The following is a 25,965-nucleotide window of genomic DNA, read 5'->3' on the forward strand; positions in this document are numbered from 1 at the left end:
GGCGTCCGCTGTCACATGGAGGTGTGCTGCGGTGCTGACTAAGCATGGACGTTGCACTGTCATGGGAGCGGAAGGACAGCGTGGCCCGATCACCCGGAGTTGTGCGGCCCGACCTCGAGCAGGTCTTTCGCGCCTCGTATCCGCGGATCGTGGCCGTCGCCGCGCGGGTGCTGGGGTCGCGGGACGAGGCCGAGGACGTGGCGCAGGAAGTCTTCCTGACGTTCGGGCGCTCCGGCGTGCCGGCCGGCGAGGCGCTGCCCTGGCTGTCGGTTGCGGCCGCCCACACCGCGCTCAATCACATCCGTACGGGGAAACGCCGCGCCGGACGCGAGGAAGCGGCCCACCCCCGGGACGCCGTCGTGCCGGACGTGGCCGACGCGGTGGTCGCCTCCGAGGAGCGCCGCCGGGTCCGGGCCGCGCTCGCCCGATTACCCCGCAAACAGGCGGTCGCCCTCGTGCTGCGGCACAGCGGTCTGAGCTACACCGAGGTGGCCGCCGCCCTCGACCTCTCCCCCGGCAGCGTCGGCACCACCGTGCGGCGCGCCGAGTCCGCCCTGCGCAAGGAGTTGAACAGTCATGCGCCATCCGAGTGAGGGTGTGCTGCGCCGGCTCGTCGACGAGCCCGCCGGTGTCGCCGACACCGATCGTGCCCACGTGTCCGGTTGCCCGGCCTGCCGGACGAGCCTGGACCGGATTCAGCAGGACGCCGCCTTCGCCGCGAGCGCCCTGCACATCGACATCGACCCCGACGTGGACGCGGCCTGGCAGCGAGCCACGACGACCACCGGCAAGGCGGCGGCTCCGGCGAGACGGCGGTGGCTGACACCAAGGCGTACGCCCCTGGTGGCCGGACTGGCCGCGGTGGTCATCCTGGCCGGCGCGGGCACCGCGGCCGCCGCCGACTGGCTGCAGATCTTCCGCACCGAGAAGATCGCGCCCATCACCGTCCACCAGGCCGACCTGATGGCGTTGCCCGACCTGTCCTCCTGGGGCGACGTCGAGATCACCGATCGCCCCAAGATCCACCCCGTCGGCGGTCGGGCCGCCGCCGAGAAGGAGACCGGCCTCGACCTGCCGCAGGTCGCCGGTCTACCCCGCGGGGTGACCGGCGAGCCGCAGTATCAGGCCGGCAAGCGGATCAGCGCGACATTCACCTTCCGGGCCGCAAAGATCAAGGCGTTCACCGCGTCGGCGCCGCCCATGCCCGCGGGTCTCGACGGCAGCAAGTTCCGCCTGACCGCCGGTCCCGGCGCGGCCGCGGTCTGGTCGAGCAACCAGGGGGTGCCGTCGCTGATCGTGGCCCGCGCGGTCGCCCCGGCGGCGTACTCGGACGGGGTGCCCTTCGCGACCGCCCGCGACTACCTGCTGTCGCTCTCCGGCCTGCCCGCCGACGTCGCCGGCCAGCTCCGCAGTTTCTCGGCCGACGGCCGGACCCTGCCCCTGCACGTCATGCCCGAGGAGCTGACCAGCAAGCCGACCGAGGTCAACGGCACCCCGGCGACGCTGCTGACCTCGACCGACCAGGTGCTGTCGGCCGCGGTCTGGGTCGACGACGGGGTGGTCACGCTGGTCGCCGGGTCGCTGTCGCCGGACGAGGTGCTGACGGTCGCGAGGGGTCTGTGGTGACGGTTCTGGAGGAGCTCAGCAAGCCGGCCCCCGCGGTGTGGGCGTCCGGGCTGCGCAAACGCTATCGGAAGCGGCAGGCGGTGGACGACGTGTCGTTCACGGTCGGCCGGGGCGAGGTGGTCGGTCTGCTCGGCCCGAACGGCGCGGGCAAGACCACCGTCATCAAGATGCTTCTGGGCCTCGTACGCCCGGACGCCGGCGAGGTGATGCTGCTGGGCCGGCCGGGCGCGGATCCCCGGTCGCGGGCCCGGGTCGGCTATCTGCCCGAACTGTTCCGCTACCAGCCGTGGCTGACCGCGACCGAGGTGCTGCGGCTGCACGCCCGGCTGGCCGCGGTCGAGGCCGACGAGGAGCCGCTGACCCTGGTCGGGCTGGCCGATCGCGCGGGCGACCGGGTCGGCGGCTTCTCCAAGGGCATGCAGCAGCGTCTCGGGCTGGCCGTCGCGCTGGTCGCCCGGCCCGAGCTGGTGGTGCTGGACGAGCCGACGAGCGCTCTCGATCCGCTCGGGCGGGCCGACGTACGGGATCTGCTCCTGGCCCTGCGCGACAAGGGGGTGGCCGTGCTGCTCAACTCGCACCTGATCGGCGAGGTGGAGCGGGTCTGCGACCGGGTCGTCATCCTCGATCACGGGCGGGTGGCCGCGTCGGGCACGCTCCCGGAGTTGCTCGGGCGGCGGGAACTGCGGCTCAAGCTGTCGGACCTCTCCGAGGAGGCCCGCGGGCGGCTCGGACATTTCACCAAGGACGGCGAGGTCTTCGTCGTGGCCATCGAGGACGAGAGCACCGTACCGGACCTCGTCGCCGATCTCGTCAAGCTCGGCGTGCGGATCCACGCCGTCGAACCCAGCCGGATCAGCCTCGAGGAACGCCTGCTGGACATCATCCGGAGTGGCTCATGACCATCGTTCTCACCATCGCCGGGCTCACCCTGCGCGAGGCGGCCCGGCGCAAGGTGCTGCGGTCGCTGGCCGTCCTGACCGTTCTGCTGCTGTCGCTCAGCGCCTGGGGCTTCTCCCGCATCGACGCCGAGTTCGGCGGCCTGACCAGCGGTGAGGCCAAACTGGCGGCGGCCACCGTGCTCAACCTGGTGATGTTCGGGCTGAGCCTGATCGCCGCGCTGGGCACGGCGTTCCTGGCCGGTCCGACGCTGGCCGGCGAGGCCGAGTCGGGCATCGCGCTGGCCGTGCTGGCCCGCCCGGTGCGGCGGGCGTACGTGCTGCTCGGCAAGTGGCTGGGCCTGGTCGCGTTCGGCGCCGGCTTCGTGGTGATCGCCGGAGCGGCCCAGCTGGTGATCGTCAAGGCGACCACCGGATATTGGCCCCCCAGCCCCGTGTCCGGCCTGGCGCTGCTCTGCGGGCAGGCGATCGCGCTGCTCACGCTGGGCCTGCTGCTGTCCACGGTAATCTCACCGATGGCGTCGGGCATCGTGGCGGTAGGCCTGTTCGGCGCCACCTGGATCGCGGGCGTGGTCGGCGGGGTCGGCGACGCGCTCGGCAACGACAGCGTCCGCAAGGTCGGCACGGTCTCACAGATGCTGCTGCCCACCGACGGCCTGTGGCGCGGGGCGATGCGCTCCTTCCAGGATCCAACGCTGCTGTCCCAGTTCGGCGAGGCCTTCGAGGGACATCCGTTCCTCAGCAAAGCCCCGTTGACCGGCGCCTACCTGGTGTGGGCAGTCGCCTGGATCGTGCTGGTCCTCGCCCTGGCCGGTCTCGCTTTCCAGCGCCGCGACCTCTAAAAGTTCAGGTGCGCCCTCAGCTGGCGTTCCAGAAGGCCGCCGGGCGTCTCATCGGTGATCAAACCGAGCGCCCGGCGGCTCGCCAGCACGGCCAGTCCGTGCACACCGGCCCACAGATCAACGGCAGTCAACCGCGGTTCCCGTACGCCGGTCCGCGCGACCAGAGTGAACGCGGCCTCGAAGATCGGCGTGCTGTGCTCACGCAGCCGCTCCCCCGACCCTTCGAGCAGGTCGTGGCGGAACATCAGCTCGAACATGGCCGGCCGGTCCTGAGCGAACGCAACGTACTCGCGGGCAAGCGCGCGCAAAGCGTCACGCGCATCGCCCGCCGAGTGTTCGCTCATTGAGTGTTCGTCCGTTGAGTGTTCGTCCGATGAGCGTTCGTCCGTTGAGCGTTCGTCCGTTGAGCGTTCGTCCGTTGAGCGTTCGTCCGTTGAGCGTTCGTCCGTTGAGCGTTCGTCCGTTGAGCGTTCGCTCACTGAGTGTTCGCCCGCCAAGTGATCGCTCGCTGAGCGTTCGCCTGATGAGCGTTCGCCTGATGAGCGTTCGCCTGATGAGCGTTCGCCTGATGAGTGTCCGCCCGTTGAGCGTTCGCTCATTGAGCGTTCGCCCGCTGAGCGTTCGCCCGCTGAGTGTTCGCCCGCTGAGTGTTCGCCCGCCAAGTGATCGCTCGCTGAGCGTTCGCCTGATGAGCGTTCGCCCGCTGAGTGTCCGCCCGCTGAGTGTCCGCCCGATGAGTGTCCGCCCGATGAGTGTCCGCCCGATGAGCGTCCGCCCGATGAGTGCTCGCCCGATGAGCGTCCGCCCGATGAGTGCTCGCCCGATGAGCGTTCACTCATTGAGCGTTCACTCATTGAGCGTTCGCTCGCTGAGCCGCCGGTGGACGGGTTGTTTCGCACTCCGGGCAATCGGGAGCGCAAGTCGGCGAAGCCGGTGGCGGCGACGGCTGACAGCAGAGCGGCCAGCGTCGGGAAATATCGGCGTGGCGCTCCGTGCGACACCCCGGCCCGCCGCGCGACCTCCCGGCCGGTGAAGCCGGCCAGCCCCTGCTCGTCGAGCAGCAGCGCGCCGTGCCGAACAAGAGCGGCCTTTACATCGTCACCCGCCATCACGTAGACAGTGTCTACCAGATAGACACTGTCTACGCGTACGGGGGAAGCATGGTTCTAGGTGTGGTTCTGGCGATCGGATCGGCGATCGCTCATGCGGGGTGGAACACGACGGCCAAACGAACAGCCATGGCCGGTCTGCCCGCGATTTGGGCCTCCGGCGTGGTGGCGTTCGTTTTGCTCGCGCCGCTCACGATCGCTCACTTCGGCGCTGCAAACGGACGACTGATGTTGCTCGCGCCGATCAGCACCGTGCTGCACACCGCGTACGCGGTCTGTCTCCAACGTGCCTACACGCGCTTCGACGTCGGGCAGATCTATCCGCTGTCCCGCGGTCTCGCGCCGGTGCTGGTCGCGTTCGCGGGGGCGGGCGCCCTGGGCCAGTGGCTGCGCGCGCCGCAGTGGATCGCGGTCCTGTTGCTCGCGGCGTCTGTGGCGCTGCTGCTGAGCGAGCGTCCCGAATCGGGTGGCGCGGTGTTGTGGTCGGCCCTGATCGCCGTGAGCATCGCCGCGTACACCACCTTTGACGGCTGGGCCGTGGTCGAGCTCGGCGCCGACCCGATCTTCTTCTACGCGTACGGGTCCCTGCTGCAGCTGATCTTTCTCACGGTTCTGCTGCGCCGGCGGCTGCCCGAGGCGGCCGGTCAGTTCCGCCGCCGCCCCGGGCCGATCGCCCTGCTCGCCGTGCTGGTCCCGCTGTCGTACCTGCTCGGCCTGTACGCCACCCGGTACGCCCCAGTCTCGCTTGTGGCCGCCCTGCGCAGCTCGAGCCTGCTGTGGGCCGGATTGATCGCCTTCCTCGTGCTGCGCGAGCCCCTCGGCGCCCGCCGGATGGGCGCCACCGTGCTCGCCGCGGCCGCGGTCGTGACGATGCTCGCCGCACAAGGACCATGACACCGCCGCCGCCCCGGTCATGACGATGCTCGCCGCACAAGGACCATGACACCGCCGCGGCCGCGGTCGTGACCATGCTGGCCGCACAGGGACCATCACATCGCCGCCGCCCCGGTCGTGACCATGCTCGCCGCACAGGGACCATCACATCGCCGCCGCCCCGGTCGTGACCATGCTCGCCGCACAGGGACCATCACATCGCCGCCGCCCCGGTCGTGACCATGCTGACCGCACAGGGACCATCACATCGCCGCCGCCCCGGTCGTGACCATGCTGACCGCACAGGGACCAGGACTTGCGCATAGGCTTCGCGCATGGATGACAAGACTGTGCTGAGCCGGATCCACGGCCTGGTCGATGAGGAGCACAAGCTGCGCTCGCAGCTGGGCAAGGGCGAGATCTCGTCGGACGAGGAGCACGCCCGGCTCAAGGATCTGGAGGAGGCCCTGGACCAGTGCTGGGACCTGCTCCGCCGCCGCCGCGCCGCCCGCGAAGTGGGCAACGACCCGAACTCCGAGCAGGCGCACAGCGTCGGTGAGGTCGAGGGCTACCTGCAGTGACACGGCCTCGGCCGCGGCCGCCGGGTCTTCGGCGGCCGCGGTCCGGGCTTCGTGCGACGGGTCATCTCAGGCCGGCTTCGTAGAGCAGCCTTTCCAGCAGCTCGTCGGCGTCGACCGGCAGGCCCCGCTGGGCGAACCAGGCCGCGACGTTGCGCACGTCCCGGGCGATGAAGTCGGCGCCCTGCGGGTTGGCCACCACGTCGACGATCTGCGGCAGGTCGATCAGCACCAGCCGCCCCTCGTGCACGAGGATGTTGTAGGGCGAGAGGTCGCCGTGCGCCACCTGCGCGCGGGCCAGCACCGACAGCGCGTCGATCATCTGCCCCCACATGCCGGCCAGCTCGTCGCGGCCGGCCCGCACCGCAGCGAGCCGGGGCGCCGCCTCGCCGGTCTCCCAGTCGCCGATGAACTCCAGCATCAGCTCGGTGCCGATCACCTGAACCGGATAGGGCACCCGGACCAGGCCGCTCTCCTGACCCACCTGCCAGAGGTGGCTGAGCGCGCCGAACTCGGCCATCGCCCACTGGCCGGCGATCATTTCCTTGCCGAACGAGGTGCGGTTGGTCATGGCCCGCATCTCGCGTGACCGGCGGACCCGGCGTCCCTCGAGATAGCCGGCGTCGCGGTGGAACAGCCGGTGGTCGCCGTCGCGGTAACGCTTGGCGGCCAGCATGCTGACCTTGCCGGTGTCGGGAACGGCCCGGCGCACCAGGAAGACGTCGGCTTCCTTGCCCGTCTTGAGCATGCCCAGTTCGGTGTCGACCGCGCCGTATTCGGTGCGGACCCACTCGGGCCGGGGCTCCGGGCCTTTGAGCGAACCGTCCCACGTCGACCAGCGGTCACCGGTCTCGGGCAGGTCGGGGTCTTCCTTCAGCTGCGGCTCGAGCCGCCCGCGCTTCAGGAAGTCAGGCTCGTCATCGTCGAACTTGCGACGGCCGCGGCGCATGGTGGCCGGGCCGAAAGAGTCGTGCTCGCGCACTGCGGGGTCTCCTTGGAGAGAGAGGAAGAAGAAGAAAATTCCTGGACAGCAGGCATCGCAATGACAGCCATGAGTCCACCCCCCTCTCTCTCAAGCCCCTTGTGGGCGACGCGCTCACTCTCCCGAAGACCGCCGGGAGCGTGCAACCTATTTATTTCGCGGCGGCCATGATGGCCGAGAGCCCCTGGATCACGTTGCCGACGACCTTGGTCGGGGCGAACCGGTTGTCGACCCACTCGCGGCCTCGGTGCAGCCACACGCTGGGCAGGCCCATGGCCGCGGCGCCGCCGATGTCGGCCTCGGGGCTGTCGCCCACCACCCACGCGCCGCCGAGCCGCATCCGCACCCGCTGGGCGGCCAGCGCGAAGATGCGCGGGTTGGGCTTGCTCACCCCGGCCTGCTCCGAGATCACCCAGTCGGCGACATAGCGGTCCAGCCCCGTACGCCGGATGCGGCTGTCCTGGATCTCCGCCCGGCCGTTGGTCACCACCACGGGGACGAGCCCGGCATCGCCGGCGATCTGCAGCGCGCAGCCCACCATCGGGTCGAGTTTCTCGAACGGCAGGGGGCCCTCGTGCAGCTCGTCGACGAGGTCGATCGACGGGATGGTGAGCTGGTAGCGGTCGCGGATCAGGTCGGCCAGGTCCCAGCGCGAGGTCAGGCCGTCGGCATCGACCGAGAGTAACCAGTCGAGGTCGTCCTGTGGCGCGCCGATCTCATCGAGGAAACCCTTTGCCCACAGCCGGAACGCACCGCTGCGGTCGAGCAGGGTGTCGTCGAGAGCTATCAGGACGAGGGGCACCCGGGCACTTTACGTGAGCGGAACGGGCATCGAGTAGTCAGTGTTGTAAACAACCTTCGGGCGGGATGGGGGAATTCGCGCCATCCGTCCGTACGGCGACGGGGGTTGCCAAGACGTACGTACGGATTGCATACGAAAGGGGACCCGTGACACGATCCAGAGTGTGCCCCGAGTAAGCCAGGACCAGCTGGACGCCCGCCGCCACGAGATCCTCGCGGCCGCGCGCGACTGTTTCGCCCGGTTCGGCTACGAGGGTGCGACAGTGCGGCGCCTCGAGGACGCAACCGGGCTGTCGCGCGGTGCGATTTTCCACCATTTTCGTGACAAGGAATCCCTCTTCCTCGCCGTGGCCGAGGACGACGCGGCCGCGATGGTCGAGACGGTCGCCCGCAACGGTCTCGTCCAGGTGATGCGCGACCTGCTCGAGCGGGCCGGCGGCAGCGAGGGCGACACGGCCGGCTGGCTCGGCACCCAGCTCGAGGTGTCGCGGCGGCTGCGCACCGACCCGGCGTTCGCCAAGCGGTGGACCGAGCGGTCCGCGGCCATCGCCGACGCCACCCGCGAGCGGCTCCAGCGCCAGCGTGAGGCCGGGGTCCTGCGCGACGACGTGCCGGTCGAGGTGCTCACCCAGTTCCTCGAGCTGGCGTACGACGGTCTCGTTCTGCACCTCGCGACCGGGCGCCCGCCGGGCGAGCTGAGCCGGGTCCTCGATCTGGTCGAGGACGCCGTCCGAAAGGCCTGATCCCCGACGTTGCGCGCGCCTGCACAATGAGGCCATCACGTCGCATCACCAGGGAGGGTCCAGCCATGAACGACACCTGGGGAATCTCCGGCCCGACCTTTCTCACCTACTTTCTCTTCGCTGGCCTGGCCATCGCGTTGATCTCCGCGTTCCACCGCAAGGCGCTGTTCCGGGGCACCCCCGGCGTCCGCGTCGACAACCTGGGCCCGCAGCAGGTGGCCTATCTCAACGGCGGCGACCGCCTCGCCATCTACGCCGCGATGGGCGGCCTGCGGGCGGCCGGCGCGATCGGCACCGGCTCCGGCCGCACGCTCGCGCAGACCGGGCCGCTGCCCGGCGGTGTCACCCCGCTCGACAACGCGATCTACAACGCCGCCGCCCGCGGGGTGCGCGCTCGCGACCTGGCCGACGACCAGTTCGTGGCCTCGGCGCTCGATCAGCTGCGCGACCACCTCGAGCGCAGCGGCCTCGCGGTCAGCCCGGCCACGATGCGGGCGGCCCGGCTCTGGGTGCTCGCCGGTCTGGCCCTGACCGTGCTCGGCATCGGCCGCGTCGTCGCCGGCGTGAACAACGACAAGCCGGTCCTGTTCATGCTCCTGGCCACGGCCGGCGCGATCGTGCTGACGCTGACACTGCTGCGTTCGCGCCGCTACGCCACCGACGTGGCCCAGAAGTCCATGCGCGACCTGCGTTACAAGCACAACCACCTGGCCCCGGACAACAGCCCCTCGTACGCCACCTACGGCGCGACCGGCGCGGCGATGGGCGTGGCCCTCTTCGGCGGGGCCGCGTTGTATTCGATGGACCCCGCGTTCGCGGCCGAGGCCCAGGTGCAGCGCATCGCGGCCACGGGCGGCGCGACCGGCGGGGGCGGCGACAGCGGCAGCACCAGCAGCTCCTGCTCCAGTTCGTCCTCCTGCGGAGGCGGCGGCGGTGGTTGCGGCGGCGGGGGCGGTTGCGGTGGCTGAGCCCGTACGCGGGGAGACCGCCGGGCCGGGCGTCGGGATCGGATGGCCACCCGGGATCGCCGGGCCGGGCGTCGGGATCGGGTGGCGGCCCGAGATCGCCGGCTTCGTCGAGAAGCTGCCCGGGCTGCGGTTCGCCGAAGTGGTCGCCGAGTCGGTGCACGCACACGGGGAGCTTCCGCCCGGCCTGCAGGCTCTGCTCGACCGGGGCGTCACCGTCGTCCCGCACGGCGTACGGCTGTCGCTGGGCGGCGCCGAGGCGGTCGACCCGGAGCGGGTGGCGCACTTCGCGGCCGTGGCCGAGCGGCTCGGGGCGCCGATGGTCAGCGAGCACATCGCGTTCGTGCGGGCCGGGGGCATCGAGGCGGGGCATCTGCTGCCCCTCCCCCGTACGCGGGAAGCTGTTGACGCTGTTGTCGCCAACGTGCGGCGGGTCCAGGAGTCGATCACGGTGCCGATCGCCCTCGAGCCGATCGCCGCGCTGTTCGACTGGCCGGACGACGAGCTGACCGAGGCCCAGTTCATCGGCGAGATCCTGGACCGCTCGGGCGCGATGCTGCTGCTCGACATCGCCAACGTCTACGCCAACGCGCGCAACCGCGGCACCGACCCGCTCGACCTGCTCGACAACCTGCCGCTCGATCGGGTCGCGTACGTCCATGTGGCCGGCGGCTCCGAACACCAGGGCCTCTACCACGACACCCACACCGACGCGGTGCCGCCGCCGGTGCTCGACCTGGTGGCCGAGCTGTGCGCCCGCCACCGCCCGCCGGCCCTGATGCTCGAACGCGACGGCGACTACCCGGCCGCGGCCGACCTGACGGCCGAGCTCGACGCGATCGCCCGGGCCTCCGGCTACCCCACGGTGACATGAGCGGGCCCGACAGTCTGGCCGCCCGGCAGGCCGCCCTGGTCGAGGCGCTGACCGCCGGACGGCCGATCCCCGAGGGCATCGACGGCCCCCGCTTCGAGGCCGCCCGGGTCGCCCTGCTGCGCAAGCGGGCCGGCGAGGTGGCCCGAGCCTGGCCCCTGCTCGCCGCGGCCTTCGGCGACCGCTGGAAACCCGAGTTCGCCGCGTGGGCCGCCGCCCGCCCCACCCAGGGTTCCCTGCGCGACGGCTGGGACCTGGCCCGCGCGCTGGCCGGCCGCCGCGCCCTCCCGGCCCTGGCCGCCCCCGAGCTGGCCGAGCGGGAGGCCATCTGGCACTACGACGGCCGCAGCGCCCCCCGCCCCCGCCGTGCCCCGGCGTTGCGCTCGGTCGCGGGCGCCACAGCCTTCCAGCTCCGCGGCCGCGCCTGGATCCTCCGCCGCCCCTGACCGCGTCGGATCAGGCGGGGGCCTTGTCGATGAAGCCCAGCACCTGCCGGATGCGGCCGTCGGCGTCGAGTTCGGCCACGTCGAAGCCGACCACCAGCGGCTCACCGCCCGCCTCGCCCAGGTTCCAGGTGAAGCGCAGCTGGTCGTGGTGGCCGTCGACCGGGCCGCCGGGCGTGAAGGTGAAACCGGGGAACTGCTGCCGCGCGGCGCCGATCAGCGTGTTCAGCTGGTCGCGGCCCTCGACGGCGGCCAGCGGGTCGGTGTAGCGGACGCCGTCGGCGAACACGTCGTCGATGGCGGCGCGGCGGGTTCCGGCGTCCGGCTCGTTCCACACGGCCAGGTAGCGGTCCACCACGGCATTGAAGTCACTCATCGTTTCGTCCCTCCGTCGTTGCTGACGAGAAGAACCTTCGCCGCAAAAGGTAGGCCGGTCGATTACCCGCGAGGTAATGGCCGCGCTTCCCGGCGGTGCCTAGGGTCGGAGGCGTGAACGGGGTGGGACAGCTTCTGCGGGAGTGGCGGACCGGGCGCCGGCTCAGTCAGCTGGAACTGTCGGTGCGGGCCGGGGTGTCGGCGCGGCACCTGTCGTTCCTCGAGACCGGGCGCTCCCGGCCGACCCGCGAGATGATCCTGCGGCTGGCCGAAGAGCTGTCGGTGCCGCTGCGGTCCCGCAACGAGCTGCTGCTGGCCGGGGGCTTCGCTCCGGCGTACGGGGAAACCGCTCTCGACGGCCCGCCGCTCGCGACCGTGCTGGCCTCGCTGCGCGATGTGCTGGCCGGTCATGCGCCCTACCCGGCGCTGCTCGTCGATCGCCATTGGACGATGGTGGACGCGAACGAGGCGGTCGGGCGGTTCACCGCGGGGTGCGCGGCGTGGCTGCTGGAGCCGCCGGTGAACGTGCTGCGCCTCTCGCTGCACCCCGAAGGCATGGCGCCACGGATCCGGAACCTGAACGAGTGGCGCGCCCATGTGCTGCATCGTCTCGACCAGCAGGCCGCCGCCACCGCCGACCCGGTGCTGCGGGAGCTGCGCGCCGAGCTGGCGGGCTATCCGGGCGGGACACCCGGCGCCACGTTCCGGCCGGACGGGCTGGTCGTGCCGCTGCGCTTCGACGACCTGGCCTTCTTCAGCATCACTTCGGTTCTCGGTACGCCGTTGGACGTGACGCTGTCCGAGCTGGCGATCGAATCGTTCCTGCCGGCCGACGCGGCCACCGCGGCCGCGCTGCACCGGCCCTAGGATTGTTGGCATGGATCTCGGGCTGGCCGATCGTGTCTACGTCCTCACCGGAGCCTCGCGCGGGCTCGGGTTCGCCACGGCCGAGGCGCTGGTCGCCGACGGGGCCAAGGTGGTGATCTCGTCGCGCGACGAGGCCAAGGTCGCGGCGGCGGTCGACCAGCTGGGCGGCGCTCCTGTCGCGGCCGGGGTGGTGGCCGACCTGGCCGATCCGGCGGCGGCCCGCATCCTGGCCGATACGGCGGTGGAACGGTTCGGCCGGTTCGACGGCGCGCTGATCTCGGTGGGCGGCCCGGCGCTGGGCACGGCCGCGGCGATGACCGACGACCAGTGGCGTACGGCGTTCGAAACGGTGTTCCTCGGTGCCGTCCGGGCCGCGCGCGTGTTCGCCGCCGCGCTGCCCGAAAGCAGCGCGATCGGCCTGGTGCTGTCCACGACGGTCAAGTCCCCGCTGCCCGGCCTGGGTCTGTCCAACGGCCTGCGGCCCGGTCTGGCGATGGCGGCCAAGGACATGGCCGACGAGTACGCGGCCCGCGGTGTACGCATCGTGAGCCTGCTGCCCGGCCGGTTCCTCACCGACCGCAACCGGGAAATGTTCGAGGCCTCGGGCGACGCGTCGGCCGCCGCGTCCTCGGCCGCCGAATCCATCCCGATGCGCCGCCTGGGTGAGCCGGCCGAGTTCGGACGGGTGGCGGCGTTTTTGCTGTCCCCCGCGGCCAGCTATGTCACCGGCGTGACCGTCACGGTCGACGGCGGCATCTTGCGCACGCTGTGAAGCCCTCCCCGGCCGAGATAGCGGCCGCCGCCGGCCGGACCATTCCCGACCTGATCGGCCCGGACCTGCGGGTCCTGTTCTCCGGCATCAACCCGAGCCTGTACTCGGCGGCGACCGGGCACCACTTCGCCCGCCCCGGCAACCGGTTCTGGCCGGCCCTGCACCGTTCCGGCTTCACCGGGCGGCAGCTGCACCCGTCCGAGCAGTCCGAGCTGCCGGCGCTCGGCCTGGGCATCACCAACGTGGTCGCCCGGGCCACCGCCCGGGCCGACGAGCTCAGCCCGGCCGAGCTCGTCGAGGGCGGCGCGATCCTGGCCGCGCTGGCCGCCCGGTGGCAGCCCCGCTGGCTGGCCGTGCTCGGCGTGACGGCCTACCGGGCCGCGTTCGGACGCCCGAAGGCGTCGATCGGACCGCAGACCGACACGGTCGGCGGGGTGCCGGTCTGGGTGCTGCCCAACCCGAGCGGGCTCAACGCCCACTACACGGTGGACACTCTGGCCGCGTCCTATGCCGAACTCCGCGAGGCTTCGCTACGGTCGTCGCCATGACTACCGAGATCAGCGGTTTGATGGCGGCAGCGGCCGAGCGGACCGTCCCGGTCGTGCGGGGCATCCGCGACGAGCAGCTCGGCGATGCGACGCCGTGCACCGAGTTCCAGGTTCGTGACCTGCTCAACCATCTCTTCCAGGTGGTCGTCGCGTTTCAGGGTGCCGCGCGGCGGGAGCCGCTGGACATGAGCAGCACGCCCGACTCGATCACCGAAGGCTGGCGGGACCGGTTCGCCGAGGAGACCGGGCGCATGATCGCCGCCTGGTCCGACCCGGAGGCTCTCGAGGGCGTGTCACCGGGCATGGGCCTGCCGCAGACCCTGATCGGCAACCTCGCGCTGGCCGACCTGACGATCCACGGCTGGGATCTGGCCCGGGCCACCGGCCAGCCCTACGAGCCGGACGACGGCGCGGTCCGGGCCCTGCTGCCCTTCATGGAGCAGATGGCCCCGACCGGCCGTCAGATGGGCGCGTTCGGCAAGCAGGTCGTCGAGGCGCCGGCCGGAGCCGGGGAGTTCGAGCGGCTGCTGGCCTTCAGCGGCCGCGCCGCCTGACCTCCCGGCGTCCGGCTCCGGCTTCGGATCACGGTTCGATCTGGCCTGCCGGAACCGTCACGATCTCGACCTGGTCGCCGAAGCCCGCCGCGGGTGACCCGGCCGCGAACTGGGTGCGGTAGAGCTCGGCATAGAGCCCACCGGCCGCCACCAGTTCCTCGTGGCGGCCGCGCTCGACGATGCGGCCCCGGTCGAGGACCAGGATCTGGTCGGCCTCGCGGACCGTCGACAGCCGGTGCGCGATCACCAGCGCCGTGCGGCCCTCGAGCGCCGTGGTCAGGGCGCGCTGCACCGCGGCCTCGGACTCGCTGTCGAGGTGGGCCGTGGCCTCGTCGAGCACCACGATCGACGGTCGTTTGAGCAGCAGCCGGGCGATGGCCAGCCGCTGTTTCTCGCCGCCCGAGAACCGGTAGCCCCGCTCGCCCACCACCGTGTCGAGACCGTCGGGCAGCGCGGCCACCAGGTCGGCGACCTGGGCGCCACGCAGCGCCTCCCACATCTCGTCGTCGGTCGCTTCGGGCCGGGCGTACCGCAGGTTTTCGGCGATGCTCTCGTGGAACAGGTGGGCGTCCTGGGTGACGACGCCGATGGTGTCGCGCAGCGAGTCGAGTGTCGCGTCGCGCACGTCGACCCCGTCGATGCGTACGGAACCCGAAGTGACGTCGTAAATGCGCGAGACCAGCATCGACGTGGTGGACTTGCCGGCGCCCGACGGACCGACGAGCGCGACCATCTGGCCCGGCTCGACGGTGAAGTCGACGCCGCGCAGCACCGGCGCGTTCTCCGTCCGGTCGAGGGTCGCCACGTCCTCCAGGCTGGCCAGCGAGACCTCGTCCGCGCTGGGGTAGCGGAACCCGACGTCGTGGAACTCGACGCGCCCGGCCCCGGGCGGCAGGGTGACGGCGCCGGGACGCTCCTCGATGCCCGGCTCGAGGTCGAGCACCTCGAAGACGCGGTCGAACGAGACGAGCGCGCTCATCACGTCGACCCGCACGTTGCTGAGCGCGGTGAGCGGGCCGTAGAGGCGGGTGAGCAGCAGCGCGAGCGTGACGACGGTGCCCGCGGTGACGCCGCCGGTGACCGCGAGCCAGCCGCCCAGCCCGTAGGTCAGGGCCTGGGCCAGCGACGCGACGAGCAGCATGGCCACGAAGAACGTGCGCGAATACATCGCCTGCTGCACGCCGATGTCGCGGACGCGGGAGGCCCGCTCACCGAAGCGGGACGCCTCGGCGCCGGGGCTGCCGAACAGCTTGACCAGCATGGCGCCCGCGACGTTGAACCGCTCGGTCATCGTCGCGTTCATCTTGGCGTCCAGGTTGTACGACTCCCGGGTGATCTCGGCCAGGCGCTTGCCGACGCGGCGGGCCGGGATGATGAACAGCGGCAGCAGGAACAGCGACAGCGTGGTGATCTGCCAGGACAGGCTGAACATCACGGCCGCGGTGAGCACCAGCTGGATGACGTTGCTGACCACGCCGGACAGTGTGGACGTGAAGGCGCGCTGGGCGCCGGTGACGTCGTTGTTGAGCCGGCTGACCAGGGCGCCGGTCTGGGTGCGGGTGAAGAACTGCAGGGGCATGCGCTGCACGTGGTCGTAGACCCGGGTGCGCAGGTCGAGGATGATGCCCTCGCCGATGCGGGCCGAATACCACCGCTGGGCGAGGGAGAGGAACGCGTCGGCCACGGCCAGGACGGCGATCATGACGGCGAGCCGGATGACCGTCGAGGCCGCGTCGGGGTCGGCGCCGGTGATGGCGTTGACCACGTGACCGGCGAGCAGAGGTGTCGCGACGCCGATGCCGGCCGCGAGCACCACCGTGAGCAGGAAGACCAGGATGTCCCGGCGGTAGGGCCGGGCGTAACGCAGGATCCGCCGGGTCGTGCCCTGGCGGAGGCGGTGTTCGGCCACCCGGTCCGAGTTCTGGATCGAGCGCAGCATGCTCCAACCGGCCATGCTCATCTCGTCACCTCCCGGGCGTCATGTGGTGCGGGCAAACAGAGTCTGCCCGCCGGGTATGACAACTCCGGGTGGTGAGGAGACTATTCCGTCAAATCGCGCAGGCGACGGGTCTGCGCCTCGCGCTCGGCGCGGTCCTGCTCGGCGTACGACCGCTGACCGGCCCCGGCCAGCAGCGCCTTGATCTCGGCCACCGCGCCCCGGTCGGCCTGCAGGATCGCCTTGGCGAGGTCGTCCACCGCGGCGGTCAGGTCGGCCACCGGCACCACGGCCGTGGCCAGGCCGATCTGCACGGCTTCGTCGGCGGGGATGCGCCGGCCGGTCAAGCAGATCTCCAGGGCCCGCGACGCCCCGACGAGCTCGGTGAGCCGTTTGGTCCCGCCCAGGTCGGGCACCAGTCCGAGGGTCACCTCGGCCATCGAGAACCGCGCGTCATCGGCGAGAACGCGCATGTCGCAGTTGAGCGCGAGTTGAAAACCGGCGCCGATCGCGTGCCCCTGTACGGCCGCGATCGTCACGATGGAGGGATCGCGCAGCCAGGTGAACGCCGACTGGAAGCCGGCAATCCGATCGGCGCACTCCGCCGGTGACAACTGTGCGAGCTTCGCAAGTGAAGAATCGCCTTCACCTCGCGCGGCCGACAGATCCAGGCCGGCGGAAAAAGAACGTCCCGCGCCCCGGACAATGACTACTCGAACGTCTCCCGGTAATTTCCGGGAAATGTTCGAGAGTTCGGCCCACATCGCCGGCGTCTGCGCATTGAGCACCTCGGGCCGGGACAACGTCACCGTTGCCACCGGCCCGTCCAGGTCGTAGCGAACGCCCGACTCGTCGGCGGGGAAGCCGGGTGCGGCGTCGCCGGACGTCACGCCTTCTTGCGGCGACGCGCGCCACCACGCTGGCGGAGCTGCACGCCGGACTCGGTGAGTACGCGGTGCACAAAGCCGTAGGAACGACCGGTCGAGGCGGCGAGAGCGCGAATGCTCTCCCCGCCGGTGTATCGCTTGACCAGATCCTTCGCTAACGACTGGCGCTCGCTGCCGACGATTCGGCGACCCTTCTCAGTGCTGGTGGCTGTGCCCGTGGCTGGCATCTTGAATCCTCACGTCCCAGACTGTGCGGTTCATACGGTCTCACCTATTAGACCGCCTCCAACGATCATGCGCTAGGTATCCAGGCCTAGCCAACGTGCCCATTTATCACTGTCAGGAACTTGACGATGACCACGACCATCAATGTCAGACAGTTAACTGACGTAAGGGCGACAACGTTTCAACACGAAGTCGGGACTCAGTGCTCCGTTTTCCCAAGACCATCGATCACCTGCGGAAACACTCGATCGAGGACAGCCGCGGGCCAGACATGACGCAGCGTCGATGCATCGCCTACCGTCCGCTGCGGCCCCTCGAGAGCCCTCGCGGGCGTGCCCGGAGCGATGTCCGGCCTGACCGCAAACGCCCGAACGTCGCACTGTCTGTGTGGGCACTGGTTGACAACAAACGATGGTGATGATTCGCGGATCACGCACACGTCGCGGACCGCGAGGGCGGCCTAGGCCAGCTCGACGAGCTCCAGCAGGTCGTCGCTCCACGCGTCCTCGTCGCCGTCCGGCAGCAGGATCGCGCGGTCCGGCTTGAGCGCCTGCACCGCGCCCGCATCGTGCGTGACCAGCACAATCGCGCCCGGGTAGTTCGCGATGGCGTCCAGCACCTGCTCGCGGCTGACCGGGTCGAGGTTGTTCGTCGGCTCGTCCAGCAGCAGCACGTTGGCGCCCGAACAGACCAGGGTGGCCAGCGCGAGCCGCGTCTTCTCGCCGCCGGAGAGCACACCGGCCGGCTTGTCGACGTCGTCACCCGAGAAGAGGAACGCGCCCAGGATCTTCCGCAGCTCGGTGTCGGTCTGCTCGGATCCGGCGCTGCGCATGTGCTCCAGGATCGTGCGGTCGACATCCAGCGTCTCGTGCTCCTGGGCGTAATACCCCAGCCGCAGCCCGTGGCCCGGGCGCACCTCGCCGGTGTCGGGCTTGAGCAGGCCGCCGAGCATGCGCAGCAGCGTGGTCTTGCCGGCGCCGTTGAGGCCGAGGATGGCCACGCGCGAGCCGCGGTCGACCGCCACGCTGACATCGGTGAAGATCTCCAGCGACCCGTACGACTTCGACAGGCCGCTCGCCGTGAGCGGGGTCTTGCCGCAGGGCACCGGGTTGGGGAAGCGCACCTTGGCCACCTTGTCGGAGGTCCGCACCTCTTCCAGGCCACCGAGCAGCTTCTCGGCCCGGCGGGCCATGTTCTGCGCGGCGACCGTCTTGGTGGCCTTGGCCCGCATCTTGTCGGCCTGGGCCATCAGGGCGCCGGCCTTCTTCTCGGCGTTGGCCCGTTCGCGGCGGCGGCGGCGCTCGTCGGTCTCGCGCGACTCCAGGTACTTCTTCCAGCCCACGTTGTAGATGTCGACGACCGAGCGGTTGGCATCGAGATACCAGACCTTGTTGACCGCGGCCTCGAGCAGCTCGACGTCGTGGCTGATCACCACGAGGCCGCCCTTGTGCTGGGCCATGTAACCCCGCAGCCAGGCGATCGAGTCCTGGTCGAGGTGGTTGGTCGGCTCGTCCAGCAGCAAGATGCCCTTGCCGTTCTGCCCGGAGTCGGCGAACAGGATGCGGGCCAGCTCGATGCGCCGGCGCTGACCGCCGGACAGGGTGCCGATGGTCTGGGCCAGCGCGCGGTCGGGCAGACCCAGGTTGGAGCAGATGCGGGCGGCCTCGGCCTCGGCGGCGTACCCGCCCAGGGCGGCGAACCGGTCCTCCAGGTTGCCGTAGCGCCGGATCAGCTTGTCGTCGGCGCTCTCCTCGAGCTCGATCTCGAGTTTCTGCATCTCCGAGATGATCGCGTCGAGGCCGCGGGCGCTGAGCACCCGGTCGCGGCCGGTCACGTTCAGGTCGCCGGTGCGCGGGTCCTGTGGCAGGTAGCCGACCTCACTGGTGCGCTCGACGACGCCCGTGTAGGGCTGGCCCTCGCCGGCCAGGACCTTGAGCGTCGTGGTCTTGCCCGCGCCGTTACGGCCGACCAGGCCGATCCGGTCGCCCGGCTGCACCCGCAGGGTGACCGGGGACAGCAGGATGCGGGCGCCCGCGCGCAGTTCGAGTCCGGTGGCGGTGATCATGAGTGAAAGCTCGCTCTCGAGTGAAAAAGGCTGACTCCGGGCACACGAAAACGCCGGCCATCACGATCGGAGACGGTCGGCGCGGGACAGGTCAGTCTTCGCAGAGCAGCACCCGTCCATACTACCGGGCGCATCCCGTTACCTCCCACTCGATTAACGATCAAGATCATCGGGTACGCAGCGCACACCCTTCGCCGCATGGCCCAGTGAGGATGAGATGGAACTCAACGAGAACGCCGACATCGATACCAGCCAGGTCGAGGATCGACGTGGCTCCGGCGGCGGTGGCGGCGGCCTGGGTGGGCTGCCGATCGGCGGCGGTGGCCTCGTCGGCATCATCATCACGATCGTGGTGGCGCTGGTCGGCGGCTACTTCGGCATCAACCAGATCGGCGGTGGCGGCGCCGAGACCGGCGACAACACCAAGATCACTGAGTCCTGCAAGCGGGAGGGCGCCCTCGACCTGCTCGAGTGCCGCAACGTGCTCTACATCAACTCGATCCAGGCGTACTGGCGGACGGCCACGCCGCAGAACTTCAACACCGAGTACCAGCCGGCCAAGACGATCATCTTTTCGCAGCGGGTCAGCACGGCCTGCGGCTCGGCCGACTCGGGCGTCGGGCCGTTCTACTGCCCCGGCGACAACAACGTGTACATCGACCTGACCTTCTACCAGGTGCTGTCCAAGCAGCTGGGCGCGCCGGGCGAGTTCGCCCAGCCGTACGTGCTGGCCCACGAGTACGGCCACCACATCCAGGACATCACCGGCACCGAGGCCAAGATGCGCCAGGCCCAGCAGGGCGCCTCCGAGGCGGAGCAGAACGCGCTGTCGGTCAAGCTCGAGCTGCAGGCCGACTGCTATGCCGGCGCGTGGGCCAAGGCGGCCAGCACCACCACCGACAAGGACGGGCAGCAGATCTTCAAGAGCCTGACCCAGCAGGACATCGATCAGGGCATCCAGACGGCCGGCCAGATCGGCGACGACGTTCTGCAGAAGCGCAGCGGCAACCCGGTCAACCCGGAGGAGTTCACCCACGGCACGGCGGCGCAGCGGCAGCAGGCGTTCAGCACCGGGTACGAGTCGGGCTCGCCGAAGAGCTGCGCCGCGTCGTTCTAGGCGGGTTCTTTCACCAATACGGATACTGCCCGGGCCCCGGCCGTCGCGGATACCAGAACCGCGTGCCGGGGCTCGGGCACGTCCAGGAACCGTTCGGCGCGAATGGCGGCCAGCGGGGCCAGCGGCGGGGCCGACAGAATCGCCTCCACCGCGGCGCGATCGCCGCCCGTCACCAGCGCGGCCAGGTCGCGTACGGAGGGAAGAAGAATGCGCCCCACAATGCCGGCGCCATCGGCAGCGGCCGCTTTGGCCTGATTGTCGCGGCGACGCGCGAAGCGCTGCTGCGACCAGCCACCCGCCGCCGTCCGCCCCTGCACGTAATGCCTGTCCACCTTGGAACTGACCAGTTCGGCGCCCTCGGCAATGCCCGCCGCGACCGCCCCCTTGCGCGCGAGCAGAAGCCCGATCCGGCGGGGTTGCTGCGCGATTTCCACAAGCTCGGCGATGCTTTCCGCTTCCTTCGCCCCCGGCGGCGTCAGGCAGGTCGCCGTCGCACCGTCTTCGGCGATCAGGGTCAAGCCCGTTTCCCGGTACGCCCCGTGCCGGCGCTCGAAGTTCTCCAGCCATCGCGGTAGCCGCTCCGGCGCGACATCCACCCATTTCCCGCCGCCCGCGGCTGCCCGTTCGCCCATTCCTGTCACACTACGGTGGCAGGATGCGGGCCATGAACGACCTGCTGGACCGGCTCGACGAACATCTGCTGCCGGCCGCCGACCCGGAGCGCGCGGCGGCCATGGCGGCGTACATGAAAAATCAGTTCCCGTTTCTCGGCCTGCCCGCTCCCGTGGTGCAAAAGCTGGCCCGGGCGGCCCAGTCCGGCCTGCCCCGCCCCACGCCGGAGAAATTGCGCACGAACGCGCTGGAACTGTGGGCCCGCCCCCAGCGCGAATACCAGTACGTCGCCTGTTCCTATCTGATCCGCCACGTCGACGTCCCCGGCCCCGACTTCCTCGCGGTCGTGCGCGAGCTGGTCACCACGAAATCCTGGTGGGACACGATCGACCCGCTGGCCACCCGCTTCACCGGCGGCCTGGTGAAACGGCACCGCTCGCTGGTCCCGGTGATGGACGAATGGTCGCGCGACGACAACATGTGGCTGCTCCGGGTGGCCATCCTGCACCAGCTGCACTACGGCGCCGACACCGACGAGGAACGCCTGTTCGCCTATTGCTCGGCCCAGGCCGGCCATCGCGATTTCTTCGTCCGCAAGGCCATCGGCTGGGCCCTGCGCCAATACGCCCGCACCGCCCCGCACGAGGTCAGTTCCTTCGTGGAGTCGCACCGTTCCCGGCTGTCCGGCCTGTCCATCCGGGAAGCAACAAAGCACCTCTAGCCACTCCCCTTTCCCGCATGCCGGCTCGCACGGCCCCGGGTAACGTGCCCTGAATGCGCGAGTTCCCGATCTCCGACGCCGCGGCCGGCCCGTACGGCATCGTCGCCGGCCCCGACGGCGCCCTGTGGACAACGTTGGTGCACGCCGGACGCATTGCCCGGCTGACCCCCGACGGCACGGTCGGCGACTTCCCGCTCGACAATCCCGCGAGCGGCCCGTCGATCATCACCGTGGGCGGCGACGGCGCGCTCTGGTTCACCCGCCGTGACGACCGCATCGGCCGCCTCACCACAGACGGCAAACACGATTCGTTCACCGTCCGTGGCGGCCCGTTCGGCATCGCCGCCGCTCCCGACGGCGCCCTGTGGTTCACCGAGATGAACACCGACACGATCGGCCGGATCACCACCGACGGCGCGGTGACCGAGTTCCCGCTGCCCACCACGGGCGCCTTCGCCTCGATGATCGTCGCCGGCCCCGACGACGCCCTGTGGTTCACCCTCAACCAGGCCAACGCCATCGGCCGCATCACCCTCACCGGCGACGTGACCCTGTACGAGCTCCCCACCCCGGCCGCCGCCCCCGTCGGCATCACCCGCGGCACCGACGACGCCCTGTGGTTCGTCGAGATCGGCGCCGGCCAGGTGGGCCGCATCACCACCGGCGGCGAGATCACCGAGTTCCCCCTCCCCGACCGAACCTCCCGCCCCCACGCGATCACCGCCGCTCCGACCGGCGGCTGCTGGCTCACCGAGTGGGCCGCAAACCGCCTAGCCCACATCACCGCCGACGGCCACGTGACGGAATACGACCTTCCCGGGTCGTCCTCGGAACCACACGGTCTGGCAGTCACCGCGGACGGCACTGTGTGGACAGCGCTCGAGACCGGTTCGATCGCCCAGCACGTCCCTGTGGACAACCCGCCCCCTCCGGCTCCCATGGCGTGACGTGCCCGCGGTGTATCCCGTATCGGACGTTGTGTTTAAGGCCAGCCGGGCCCAACATTTCAGCGCCAGGAAAGTCAGGACGGCAGCAGCAGCCGCAGTGCCAGGTAGGCGATCACCGCGCTCGACACCAGGGCCGTCCACAGACGACCCCGCGGACCCGTCAGCCAGCGGCCCACCAGCGATCCCCCGCCCGCGATCACCAGCTGCCAGCTCGCCGAGGCCAGCAGCACGCCGAGCACGAACAGCACGCCCCCGCCCTCGCCGCCCCGGCCCAGCACCAGCGCGGCGAAGTAGACGACGGTGGCCGGGTTGAGCATCGTCAGGCCGAGCACACCCAGATAGGCCCGTCCCGGTGTGGCCGGTCTCTGGTCGACGGCGGCGGCCCGGGGACTGCGGAAAGCGGCCCGCGCGGTAAGCGCGGCAATGGCGAGCAGCACGACGGCGGCCACCCAGCGCAACGGTGTGGTGATCGGGGCGATCACGCCCGCGACGGCGGCTCCCCCGGCCACGGCGATCGCCGCGAACACCCCGTCCGCGGTCGCCGCGCCCAGGCCCGCCGCCGCGCCCACCCGGAGCGAGGTGCGGGCGCTGAGCCCGGCGATGAGCACCCCGATGGCCCCCATGGGCAGCGCGACTCCATAGCCGGCAGTGACGCCGGCCAGAAACGCCGCGCTCATGACCGCTGCTGACGGACCGCCGTTCCGGTGAGGGCACGCTTCTGCTGTCGCGGGGCCCGATCGGCCGCAGCGACAGAGACAGCGGGATGCGTCAACGACGTGGTCACGCGCTCATCGTGCCGCCCTGCCGGGCCGGCCGCGAGCCAATTACCGGCAGCGGCGATACCGCGGCACCCCACCAAGCCGCGGGCGACAAAGCGGCGCCCGCCGCATCGAGCCGGGCCGCGGCTCACCCGGCGACCGGCTCAGGAACCTACGGCGACACACCGGCGCCCGCAGCGACGAGCGGTCCGGATCTCGGCTCAACCAGCGGCCGACTCACCCGTCCCCGACCGCGACACCACTGGCGACACAGCGGCGCCCGCAGCGCCAAGCGGCTCGGGGCTCGGCTCACCGGCGACCGGCTCAGGAACCAACGGGCGACACAGCGGCCCGCGGTCTCGGGTCAACCGGCGGCCGGCTCGGGCACCAGCAGCCGGTCGGTCAGCCCGGCCTCGTCGAACGCGGCGCGTACGTCGTCCAGGCTCTCGGTGAAGTGGTCCCAGCTGTCGACGTGGGCCGGCACCACGGTGGAGGCTCCCAGGATCCGCGCCGCCGAGACCATGTCCGCCGCGGACAGCGTCAGGTTCGCGTCGCCGATCAGAGCCGTCCGCGCCGCCCCTCCGAAGAGCACGGCCACGTCGATCGACGGGAACCGGCCCGCGATCTCGCGCACCACGTCGAGCGAGGCGTTGTCCCCGCTCACATACACGGTGGGCAGGCCTTCCCCGGTGAGCACGAACCCGATGACCGGCCCGGTCAGGTGCTCGACGGCGGGCGGGCCGTGCTGGGCCGGCACCGCCGTGACGAGGACCCCGCCCACCTCGGCGCTTTCCCACGGCCGCAACCCGCGCGCCGGGCCGCCGAGCCGTTCGGCGCCCGCGGTGGTGGTCAGCACGAGCGGCGCGGCCAGGGTGAAGGCTCGCCCGGCATGATCGAGGTTGTCCGGGTGCTCGTCGTGCGACAACAGGACGACGTCGACCGGGTCCGGCGTACCGGAAGCGGCTCTGGTCTTGGTCAAGGCTCGGTCGCCGATCGGGTAGCGGCCCGGCTCGTCGAACGTCGGGTCGGTCAGGAAGGTGCGGCCGGCCAGCGAGAACGCCACCGTGGGGCCGCCGAAACTGCGGAAATCCAGCGTCATGTACGCAGTCTCGGCCTCGCGACGCCCGGCGGGGAGTGGCGCGAAAGCCATCGTGCGATAGGTTCCAGCCATGACTCGCCGGGCGACCACCGTAGGCATCATCGTCGGCGACGGCGCACCGATCCTGGAGGTGGCCGTCGCGCCCCGGGTGTTCGAAATCGATCACTCGGCGCGAGGCGGACCCCGTTTCGACGTACGCACGGCGGGTGAACGCCCCGGCCCGCTCGCCACCTCGGCCGGCATCGCCCTGCACGCGCCGCACACGCTGGAGGCGCTCGACGAGGCGGGCGTCGTGGTCATCCCGGGCTGGCGCCTGCCCGGCGGACCCCCGGCCGCGCCCGAGGTGCTCGACTCCGTGCGCCGCGCTCACAACGACGGCGCCACCGTGGTCGGGCTCTGCCTGGGGGCGTTCGTGCTGGCCGAGGCCGGGCTGCTGAACGGCCGTCGCGCCACCACGCATTGGGCAAAGCTGCGCGAGTTCGCCGACGGCTTCCCGGCCGTCGACGTGCAGCACGACGCGCTTTTCGTCGACGAGGGCCGCATCGTCACCAGCGCCGGCAGCGCCGCCGGGCTCGACGCCTGCCTGCATCTGCTGCGCCGCGACCACGGGCCGGCGGTCGCCAACGCCACCGCCCGCGCCCTGGTCGTGGCCCCGCAACGGCCCGGCGGTCAGACCCAGTTCGTCGAGCAGCCGGTGCCACCACTCGACGCGGGCGACACGGTGACGGCCGCGATGCGGCACGCGCTGGAGCACCTCGACGACCCCGGCCTCGACGTCGACCGGCTGGCCGCGGTGGCGAGCCTGAGCCGGCGCAGCTTCGACCGGCGTTTTCGTGACACGGCTGGCTGCTCGCCGCTGCAATGGCTGCTGCACCAGCGGGTGCTGCGGGCGCAGCACATCCTGGCGACGACCGCCCTGCCGATCGACACGGTGGCCCGGGCCTGCGGCTTCAGCGACGGCGTGGCCCTGCGCCCGCACTTCCGCCGTCTGGTCGGGGTGCCACCGCAGACGTATCGGGCGAGTTTCAAGGCCGCCTGACGGGATATCGTTCCGACCATGGGTGTGGTTGCCGAACTCGTTCTCGTCCGGCACGGGCAGAGCCTGGCCAACGTCGCTTTCCCGGCCGCCGACGCGGGCGGCCTCCTCGAGGCGGAGGTCAGCGGTCGCGACGCCGAGGTGCCACTGACCGAGACCGGCGAGAAGCAGGCCCGGGCGCTCGGCGAATGGATCGGGACGCGGCCCGAGAACGAGCGTCCCCAGGTCGTGATCACCTCGCCCTATCTGCGGGCGCGCGAGACCTGGCGGCTGGCCGCCGAGGCCTCGGGGGTCGACCTTCCCACGCCGTCCACCGACGACCGCCTCGTCGACCGTCTGCTCGGCGACCTCGAGATGCTGACCCGGGCCGCGATCACGCAGCGCTTCCCCGGCGAGGCCCAGCGCCGCACCGACGCCGGCGAATACCGATACACCCCGCCGGGCGGCGAGTCGTTCGCCGACATCGAAGTGCGGCTGGGCTCGTTCCTGGAAGACCTGCATCGCGATCACGCCGGCGAACGCGTCATCGTGGTCGCCCACGACGCGGTGGTCCTCATGATGCGGGCCGTCATCGAGGGCCTGACCTGGGATCAGGTGCTGGCGGCCGAACGCGAGGCGGGCAGCGTCCGGAACGCCTCCCTGAGCCGCTTCGCCGAGGTGGACGGCCGCCTGGAGCTCGTCTATTACAACTCGGTCGACCACCTGCCGACCGAGTAG

Annotated in this window: 30 protein-coding genes; 19 read left to right on the forward strand and 11 right to left on the reverse strand. The window is 71.0% G+C overall.

Annotation, left to right across the window (positions count from 1 at the left end; translation table 11 throughout):
* The first annotated feature begins 44 nt into the window (after positions 1-44).
* Genes ACZ3I4_RS11115 through ACZ3I4_RS11130 form a run of 4 tightly spaced genes read left to right on the forward strand, consistent with a single transcriptional unit; the run spans position 45 to position 3,364 of the window.
* Positions 45-593, forward strand: a complete 549-nt coding sequence (locus tag ACZ3I4_RS11115) for a sigma-70 family RNA polymerase sigma factor (protein ID WP_465381728.1) — start codon at positions 45-47, stop codon at positions 591-593.
* Positions 577-1,626, forward strand: coding sequence for a hypothetical protein (locus ACZ3I4_RS11120; protein WP_465381729.1), 1,050 nt, complete (start codon positions 577-579; stop codon positions 1,624-1,626). Before ACZ3I4_RS11115 ends, ACZ3I4_RS11120 begins: the two co-directional genes overlap by 17 nt.
* Positions 1,623-2,525 (forward strand): ABC transporter ATP-binding protein, encoded by a 903-nt coding sequence (locus ACZ3I4_RS11125; RefSeq protein WP_465381730.1) that lies wholly within the window; start codon positions 1,623-1,625, stop codon positions 2,523-2,525. The genes ACZ3I4_RS11120 and ACZ3I4_RS11125 overlap by 4 nt, the downstream gene beginning before the upstream one ends.
* Positions 2,522-3,364 carry an ABC transporter permease subunit gene (locus tag ACZ3I4_RS11130; protein WP_465381731.1) on the forward strand — a complete coding sequence of 281 codons (843 nt, stop codon included), beginning with the start codon at positions 2,522-2,524 and terminating at the stop codon, positions 3,362-3,364. The genes ACZ3I4_RS11125 and ACZ3I4_RS11130 overlap by 4 nt, the downstream gene beginning before the upstream one ends.
* On the opposite strand, the gene ACZ3I4_RS11135 is transcribed toward ACZ3I4_RS11130, so the two are convergent.
* Positions 3,361-3,708: a TetR-like C-terminal domain-containing protein gene (locus ACZ3I4_RS11135; protein ID WP_465381732.1), complete on the reverse strand. Its 348-nt coding sequence runs from the start codon at positions 3,706-3,708 to the stop codon at positions 3,361-3,363. The two genes, ACZ3I4_RS11130 and ACZ3I4_RS11135, sit on opposite strands and share 4 nt — an antisense overlap.
* Positions 3,709-4,356: 648 nt before the next feature.
* Between ACZ3I4_RS11135 and ACZ3I4_RS11140 the strand changes: the two genes are divergently transcribed.
* Both ACZ3I4_RS11140 and ACZ3I4_RS11145 read left to right on the forward strand, forming a co-directional pair.
* The gene (locus ACZ3I4_RS11140) at positions 4,357-5,367 is read left to right on the forward strand and encodes an EamA family transporter (RefSeq protein WP_465381733.1); all 1,011 of its coding nucleotides are present in this window, start codon (positions 4,357-4,359) and stop codon (positions 5,365-5,367) included.
* A 314-nt stretch (positions 5,368-5,681) separates the two neighbouring features.
* Positions 5,682-5,927: a DUF2630 family protein gene (locus tag ACZ3I4_RS11145; protein ID WP_465381734.1), complete on the forward strand. Its 246-nt coding sequence runs from the start codon at positions 5,682-5,684 to the stop codon at positions 5,925-5,927.
* Between the two features lie 61 nt (positions 5,928-5,988).
* On the opposite strand, the gene ACZ3I4_RS11150 is transcribed toward ACZ3I4_RS11145, so the two are convergent.
* Together ACZ3I4_RS11150 and ACZ3I4_RS11155 are read right to left on the reverse strand one after the other, a co-directional pair.
* Positions 5,989-6,906: a serine protein kinase RIO gene (locus ACZ3I4_RS11150; protein ID WP_465381735.1), complete on the reverse strand. Its 918-nt coding sequence runs from the start codon at positions 6,904-6,906 to the stop codon at positions 5,989-5,991.
* Between the two features lie 151 nt (positions 6,907-7,057).
* The gene (locus tag ACZ3I4_RS11155) at positions 7,058-7,708 is read right to left on the reverse strand and encodes an HAD family hydrolase (protein WP_465381736.1); all 651 of its coding nucleotides are present in this window, start codon (positions 7,706-7,708) and stop codon (positions 7,058-7,060) included.
* Positions 7,709-7,871: 163 nt separating this feature from the next.
* Here ACZ3I4_RS11155 and ACZ3I4_RS11160 point away from each other — a divergent pair, with 163 nt between their 5' ends.
* The 4 genes from ACZ3I4_RS11160 (at position 7,872) to ACZ3I4_RS11175 (ending at position 10,732) form a co-directional block, all read left to right on the forward strand.
* On the forward strand, positions 7,872-8,450 hold the full coding sequence (locus tag ACZ3I4_RS11160) for a TetR/AcrR family transcriptional regulator (protein WP_465381737.1): 579 nt from the start codon (positions 7,872-7,874) through the stop codon (positions 8,448-8,450).
* 65 nt (positions 8,451-8,515) lie between these two features.
* Positions 8,516-9,418 carry a TIGR04222 domain-containing membrane protein gene (locus ACZ3I4_RS11165; RefSeq protein WP_465381738.1) on the forward strand — a complete coding sequence of 301 codons (903 nt, stop codon included), beginning with the start codon at positions 8,516-8,518 and terminating at the stop codon, positions 9,416-9,418.
* Between the two features lie 55 nt (positions 9,419-9,473).
* Positions 9,474-10,289 (forward strand): MbnB/TglH/ChrH family RiPP precursor modification enzyme, encoded by an 816-nt coding sequence (locus ACZ3I4_RS11170; RefSeq protein WP_465381849.1) that lies wholly within the window; start codon positions 9,474-9,476, stop codon positions 10,287-10,289.
* On the forward strand, positions 10,286-10,732 hold the full coding sequence (locus ACZ3I4_RS11175; protein ID WP_465381739.1) for an SCO6045 C-terminal-like domain-containing protein: 447 nt from the start codon (positions 10,286-10,288) through the stop codon (positions 10,730-10,732). Before ACZ3I4_RS11170 ends, ACZ3I4_RS11175 begins: the two co-directional genes overlap by 4 nt.
* 10 nt (positions 10,733-10,742) lie before the next feature.
* On the opposite strand, the gene ACZ3I4_RS11180 is transcribed toward ACZ3I4_RS11175, so the two are convergent.
* Positions 10,743-11,105 carry a nuclear transport factor 2 family protein gene (locus tag ACZ3I4_RS11180; protein ID WP_465381740.1) on the reverse strand — a complete coding sequence of 121 codons (363 nt, stop codon included), beginning with the start codon at positions 11,103-11,105 and terminating at the stop codon, positions 10,743-10,745.
* A gap of 113 nt (positions 11,106-11,218) precedes the next feature.
* Here ACZ3I4_RS11180 and ACZ3I4_RS11185 point away from each other — a divergent pair, with 113 nt between their 5' ends.
* Genes ACZ3I4_RS11185 through ACZ3I4_RS11200 form a run of 4 tightly spaced genes read left to right on the forward strand, consistent with a single transcriptional unit; the run spans position 11,219 to position 13,845 of the window.
* Positions 11,219-11,971 (forward strand): helix-turn-helix domain-containing protein, encoded by a 753-nt coding sequence (locus ACZ3I4_RS11185; protein ID WP_465381741.1) that lies wholly within the window; start codon positions 11,219-11,221, stop codon positions 11,969-11,971.
* 10 nt (positions 11,972-11,981) lie between these two features.
* Entirely contained in the window at positions 11,982-12,743 is a 762-nt protein-coding gene (locus ACZ3I4_RS11190; RefSeq protein ID WP_465381742.1) for an SDR family oxidoreductase, read from the forward strand.
* Positions 12,740-13,291 carry a G/U mismatch-specific DNA glycosylase gene (mug, locus tag ACZ3I4_RS11195; RefSeq protein WP_465381743.1) on the forward strand — a complete coding sequence of 184 codons (552 nt, stop codon included), beginning with the start codon at positions 12,740-12,742 and terminating at the stop codon, positions 13,289-13,291. The genes ACZ3I4_RS11190 and mug overlap by 4 nt, the downstream gene beginning before the upstream one ends.
* Positions 13,288-13,845 (forward strand): TIGR03086 family metal-binding protein, encoded by a 558-nt coding sequence (locus ACZ3I4_RS11200; RefSeq protein WP_465381744.1) that lies wholly within the window; start codon positions 13,288-13,290, stop codon positions 13,843-13,845. Before mug ends, ACZ3I4_RS11200 begins: the two co-directional genes overlap by 4 nt.
* Positions 13,846-13,873: 28 nt before the next feature.
* Here ACZ3I4_RS11200 and ACZ3I4_RS11205 read toward each other — a convergent pair whose 3' ends face one another.
* The 4 genes from ACZ3I4_RS11205 to ACZ3I4_RS11220 form a co-directional block, all read right to left on the reverse strand.
* Positions 13,874-15,805: an ABC transporter ATP-binding protein gene (locus tag ACZ3I4_RS11205; RefSeq protein WP_465381745.1), complete on the reverse strand. Its 1,932-nt coding sequence runs from the start codon at positions 15,803-15,805 to the stop codon at positions 13,874-13,876.
* An 80-nt stretch (positions 15,806-15,885) separates the two neighbouring features.
* Positions 15,886-16,671, reverse strand: a complete 786-nt coding sequence (locus tag ACZ3I4_RS11210; protein WP_465381746.1) for an enoyl-CoA hydratase/isomerase family protein — start codon at positions 16,669-16,671, stop codon at positions 15,886-15,888.
* Positions 16,668-16,895: a helix-turn-helix domain-containing protein gene (locus ACZ3I4_RS11215; protein ID WP_133872162.1), complete on the reverse strand. Its 228-nt coding sequence runs from the start codon at positions 16,893-16,895 to the stop codon at positions 16,668-16,670. The genes ACZ3I4_RS11210 and ACZ3I4_RS11215 overlap by 4 nt, the downstream gene beginning before the upstream one ends.
* Positions 16,896-17,353: 458 nt before the next feature.
* The gene (locus tag ACZ3I4_RS11220) at positions 17,354-18,958 is read right to left on the reverse strand and encodes an ABC-F family ATP-binding cassette domain-containing protein (RefSeq protein WP_465381747.1); all 1,605 of its coding nucleotides are present in this window, start codon (positions 18,956-18,958) and stop codon (positions 17,354-17,356) included.
* Between the two features lie 217 nt (positions 18,959-19,175).
* On the opposite strand from ACZ3I4_RS11220, the gene ypfJ reads away from it, so the two are divergent.
* Positions 19,176-20,075 carry a KPN_02809 family neutral zinc metallopeptidase gene (gene ypfJ / locus ACZ3I4_RS11225; protein WP_465381748.1) on the forward strand — a complete coding sequence of 300 codons (900 nt, stop codon included), beginning with the start codon at positions 19,176-19,178 and terminating at the stop codon, positions 20,073-20,075.
* On the opposite strand, the gene ACZ3I4_RS11230 is transcribed toward ypfJ, so the two are convergent.
* Positions 20,072-20,707 (reverse strand): acVLRF1 family peptidyl-tRNA hydrolase, encoded by a 636-nt coding sequence (locus ACZ3I4_RS11230; RefSeq protein ID WP_465381749.1) that lies wholly within the window; start codon positions 20,705-20,707, stop codon positions 20,072-20,074. The genes ypfJ and ACZ3I4_RS11230 overlap by 4 nt on opposite strands.
* A 32-nt stretch (positions 20,708-20,739) precedes the next feature.
* Between ACZ3I4_RS11230 and ACZ3I4_RS11235 the strand changes: the two genes are divergently transcribed.
* Positions 20,740-21,408: a DNA alkylation repair protein gene (locus ACZ3I4_RS11235; protein WP_465381750.1), complete on the forward strand. Its 669-nt coding sequence runs from the start codon at positions 20,740-20,742 to the stop codon at positions 21,406-21,408.
* Positions 21,409-21,461: 53 nt separating this feature from the next.
* Positions 21,462-22,355, forward strand: coding sequence for a Vgb family protein (locus ACZ3I4_RS11240; RefSeq protein ID WP_465381751.1), 894 nt, complete (start codon positions 21,462-21,464; stop codon positions 22,353-22,355).
* Positions 22,356-22,429: 74 nt separating this feature from the next.
* On the opposite strand, the gene ACZ3I4_RS11245 is transcribed toward ACZ3I4_RS11240, so the two are convergent.
* Together ACZ3I4_RS11245 and ACZ3I4_RS11250 are read right to left on the reverse strand one after the other, a co-directional pair.
* Entirely contained in the window at positions 22,430-23,032 is a 603-nt protein-coding gene (locus ACZ3I4_RS11245; protein ID WP_465381752.1) for a LysE family transporter, read from the reverse strand.
* A 445-nt stretch (positions 23,033-23,477) separates the two neighbouring features.
* Complete coding sequence (locus ACZ3I4_RS11250; RefSeq protein WP_465381753.1) at positions 23,478-24,212, reverse strand: MBL fold metallo-hydrolase; 735 nt, start codon at positions 24,210-24,212, stop codon at positions 23,478-23,480.
* Positions 24,213-24,282: 70 nt separating this feature from the next.
* Between ACZ3I4_RS11250 and ACZ3I4_RS11255 the strand changes: the two genes are divergently transcribed.
* Positions 24,283-25,251, forward strand: coding sequence for a GlxA family transcriptional regulator (locus ACZ3I4_RS11255; RefSeq protein WP_465381754.1), 969 nt, complete (start codon positions 24,283-24,285; stop codon positions 25,249-25,251).
* An 18-nt stretch (positions 25,252-25,269) separates the two neighbouring features.
* The gene (locus ACZ3I4_RS11260; RefSeq protein ID WP_465381755.1) at positions 25,270-25,965 is read left to right on the forward strand and encodes a histidine phosphatase family protein; all 696 of its coding nucleotides are present in this window, start codon (positions 25,270-25,272) and stop codon (positions 25,963-25,965) included.

The sequence above is a fragment of the Actinoplanes sp. NPDC021490 genome (genome assembly GCF_055562135.1).

Bases quoted from the DNA above. Each gene is read 5' to 3' on its own strand.
- ACZ3I4_RS11165 (WP_465381738.1), top strand. From the start codon at position 8,516: ATGAACGACACCTGGGGAATCTCCGGCCCGACCTTTCTCACCTACTTT.
- ACZ3I4_RS11245 (WP_465381752.1), bottom strand. From the start codon at position 23,032: ATGAGCGCGGCGTTTCTGGCCGGCGTCACTGCCGGCTATGGAGTCGCG.
- ACZ3I4_RS11255 (WP_465381754.1), top strand. From the start codon at position 24,283: ATGACTCGCCGGGCGACCACCGTAGGCATCATCGTCGGCGACGGCGCA.
- ACZ3I4_RS11235 (WP_465381750.1), top strand. From the start codon at position 20,740: ATGAACGACCTGCTGGACCGGCTCGACGAACATCTGCTGCCGGCCGCC.
- ACZ3I4_RS11230 (WP_465381749.1), bottom strand. From the start codon at position 20,707: ATGGGCGAACGGGCAGCCGCGGGCGGCGGGAAATGGGTGGATGTCGCG.
- ACZ3I4_RS11200 (WP_465381744.1), top strand. From the start codon at position 13,288: ATGACTACCGAGATCAGCGGTTTGATGGCGGCAGCGGCCGAGCGGACC.
- ACZ3I4_RS11130 (WP_465381731.1), top strand. From the start codon at position 2,522: ATGACCATCGTTCTCACCATCGCCGGGCTCACCCTGCGCGAGGCGGCC.
- ACZ3I4_RS11215 (WP_133872162.1), bottom strand. From the start codon at position 16,895: ATGCCAGCCACGGGCACAGCCACCAGCACTGAGAAGGGTCGCCGAATC.
- ACZ3I4_RS11220 (WP_465381747.1), bottom strand. From the start codon at position 18,958: ATGATCACCGCCACCGGACTCGAACTGCGCGCGGGCGCCCGCATCCTG.
- ACZ3I4_RS11250 (WP_465381753.1), bottom strand. From the start codon at position 24,212: ATGACGCTGGATTTCCGCAGTTTCGGCGGCCCCACGGTGGCGTTCTCG.
- ACZ3I4_RS11115 (WP_465381728.1), top strand. From the start codon at position 45: ATGGACGTTGCACTGTCATGGGAGCGGAAGGACAGCGTGGCCCGATCA.
- ACZ3I4_RS11135 (WP_465381732.1), bottom strand. From the start codon at position 3,708: ATGAGCGAACACTCGGCGGGCGATGCGCGTGACGCTTTGCGCGCGCTT.
- ACZ3I4_RS11240 (WP_465381751.1), top strand. From the start codon at position 21,462: ATGCGCGAGTTCCCGATCTCCGACGCCGCGGCCGGCCCGTACGGCATC.
- ACZ3I4_RS11145 (WP_465381734.1), top strand. From the start codon at position 5,682: ATGGATGACAAGACTGTGCTGAGCCGGATCCACGGCCTGGTCGATGAG.
- ACZ3I4_RS11180 (WP_465381740.1), bottom strand. From the start codon at position 11,105: ATGAGTGACTTCAATGCCGTGGTGGACCGCTACCTGGCCGTGTGGAAC.
- ypfJ (WP_465381748.1), top strand. From the start codon at position 19,176: ATGGAACTCAACGAGAACGCCGACATCGATACCAGCCAGGTCGAGGAT.
- ACZ3I4_RS11175 (WP_465381739.1), top strand. From the start codon at position 10,286: ATGAGCGGGCCCGACAGTCTGGCCGCCCGGCAGGCCGCCCTGGTCGAG.
- ACZ3I4_RS11260 (WP_465381755.1), top strand. From the start codon at position 25,270: ATGGGTGTGGTTGCCGAACTCGTTCTCGTCCGGCACGGGCAGAGCCTG.
- ACZ3I4_RS11205 (WP_465381745.1), bottom strand. From the start codon at position 15,805: ATGAGCATGGCCGGTTGGAGCATGCTGCGCTCGATCCAGAACTCGGAC.
- ACZ3I4_RS11190 (WP_465381742.1), top strand. From the start codon at position 11,982: ATGGATCTCGGGCTGGCCGATCGTGTCTACGTCCTCACCGGAGCCTCG.
- ACZ3I4_RS11120 (WP_465381729.1), top strand. From the start codon at position 577: ATGCGCCATCCGAGTGAGGGTGTGCTGCGCCGGCTCGTCGACGAGCCC.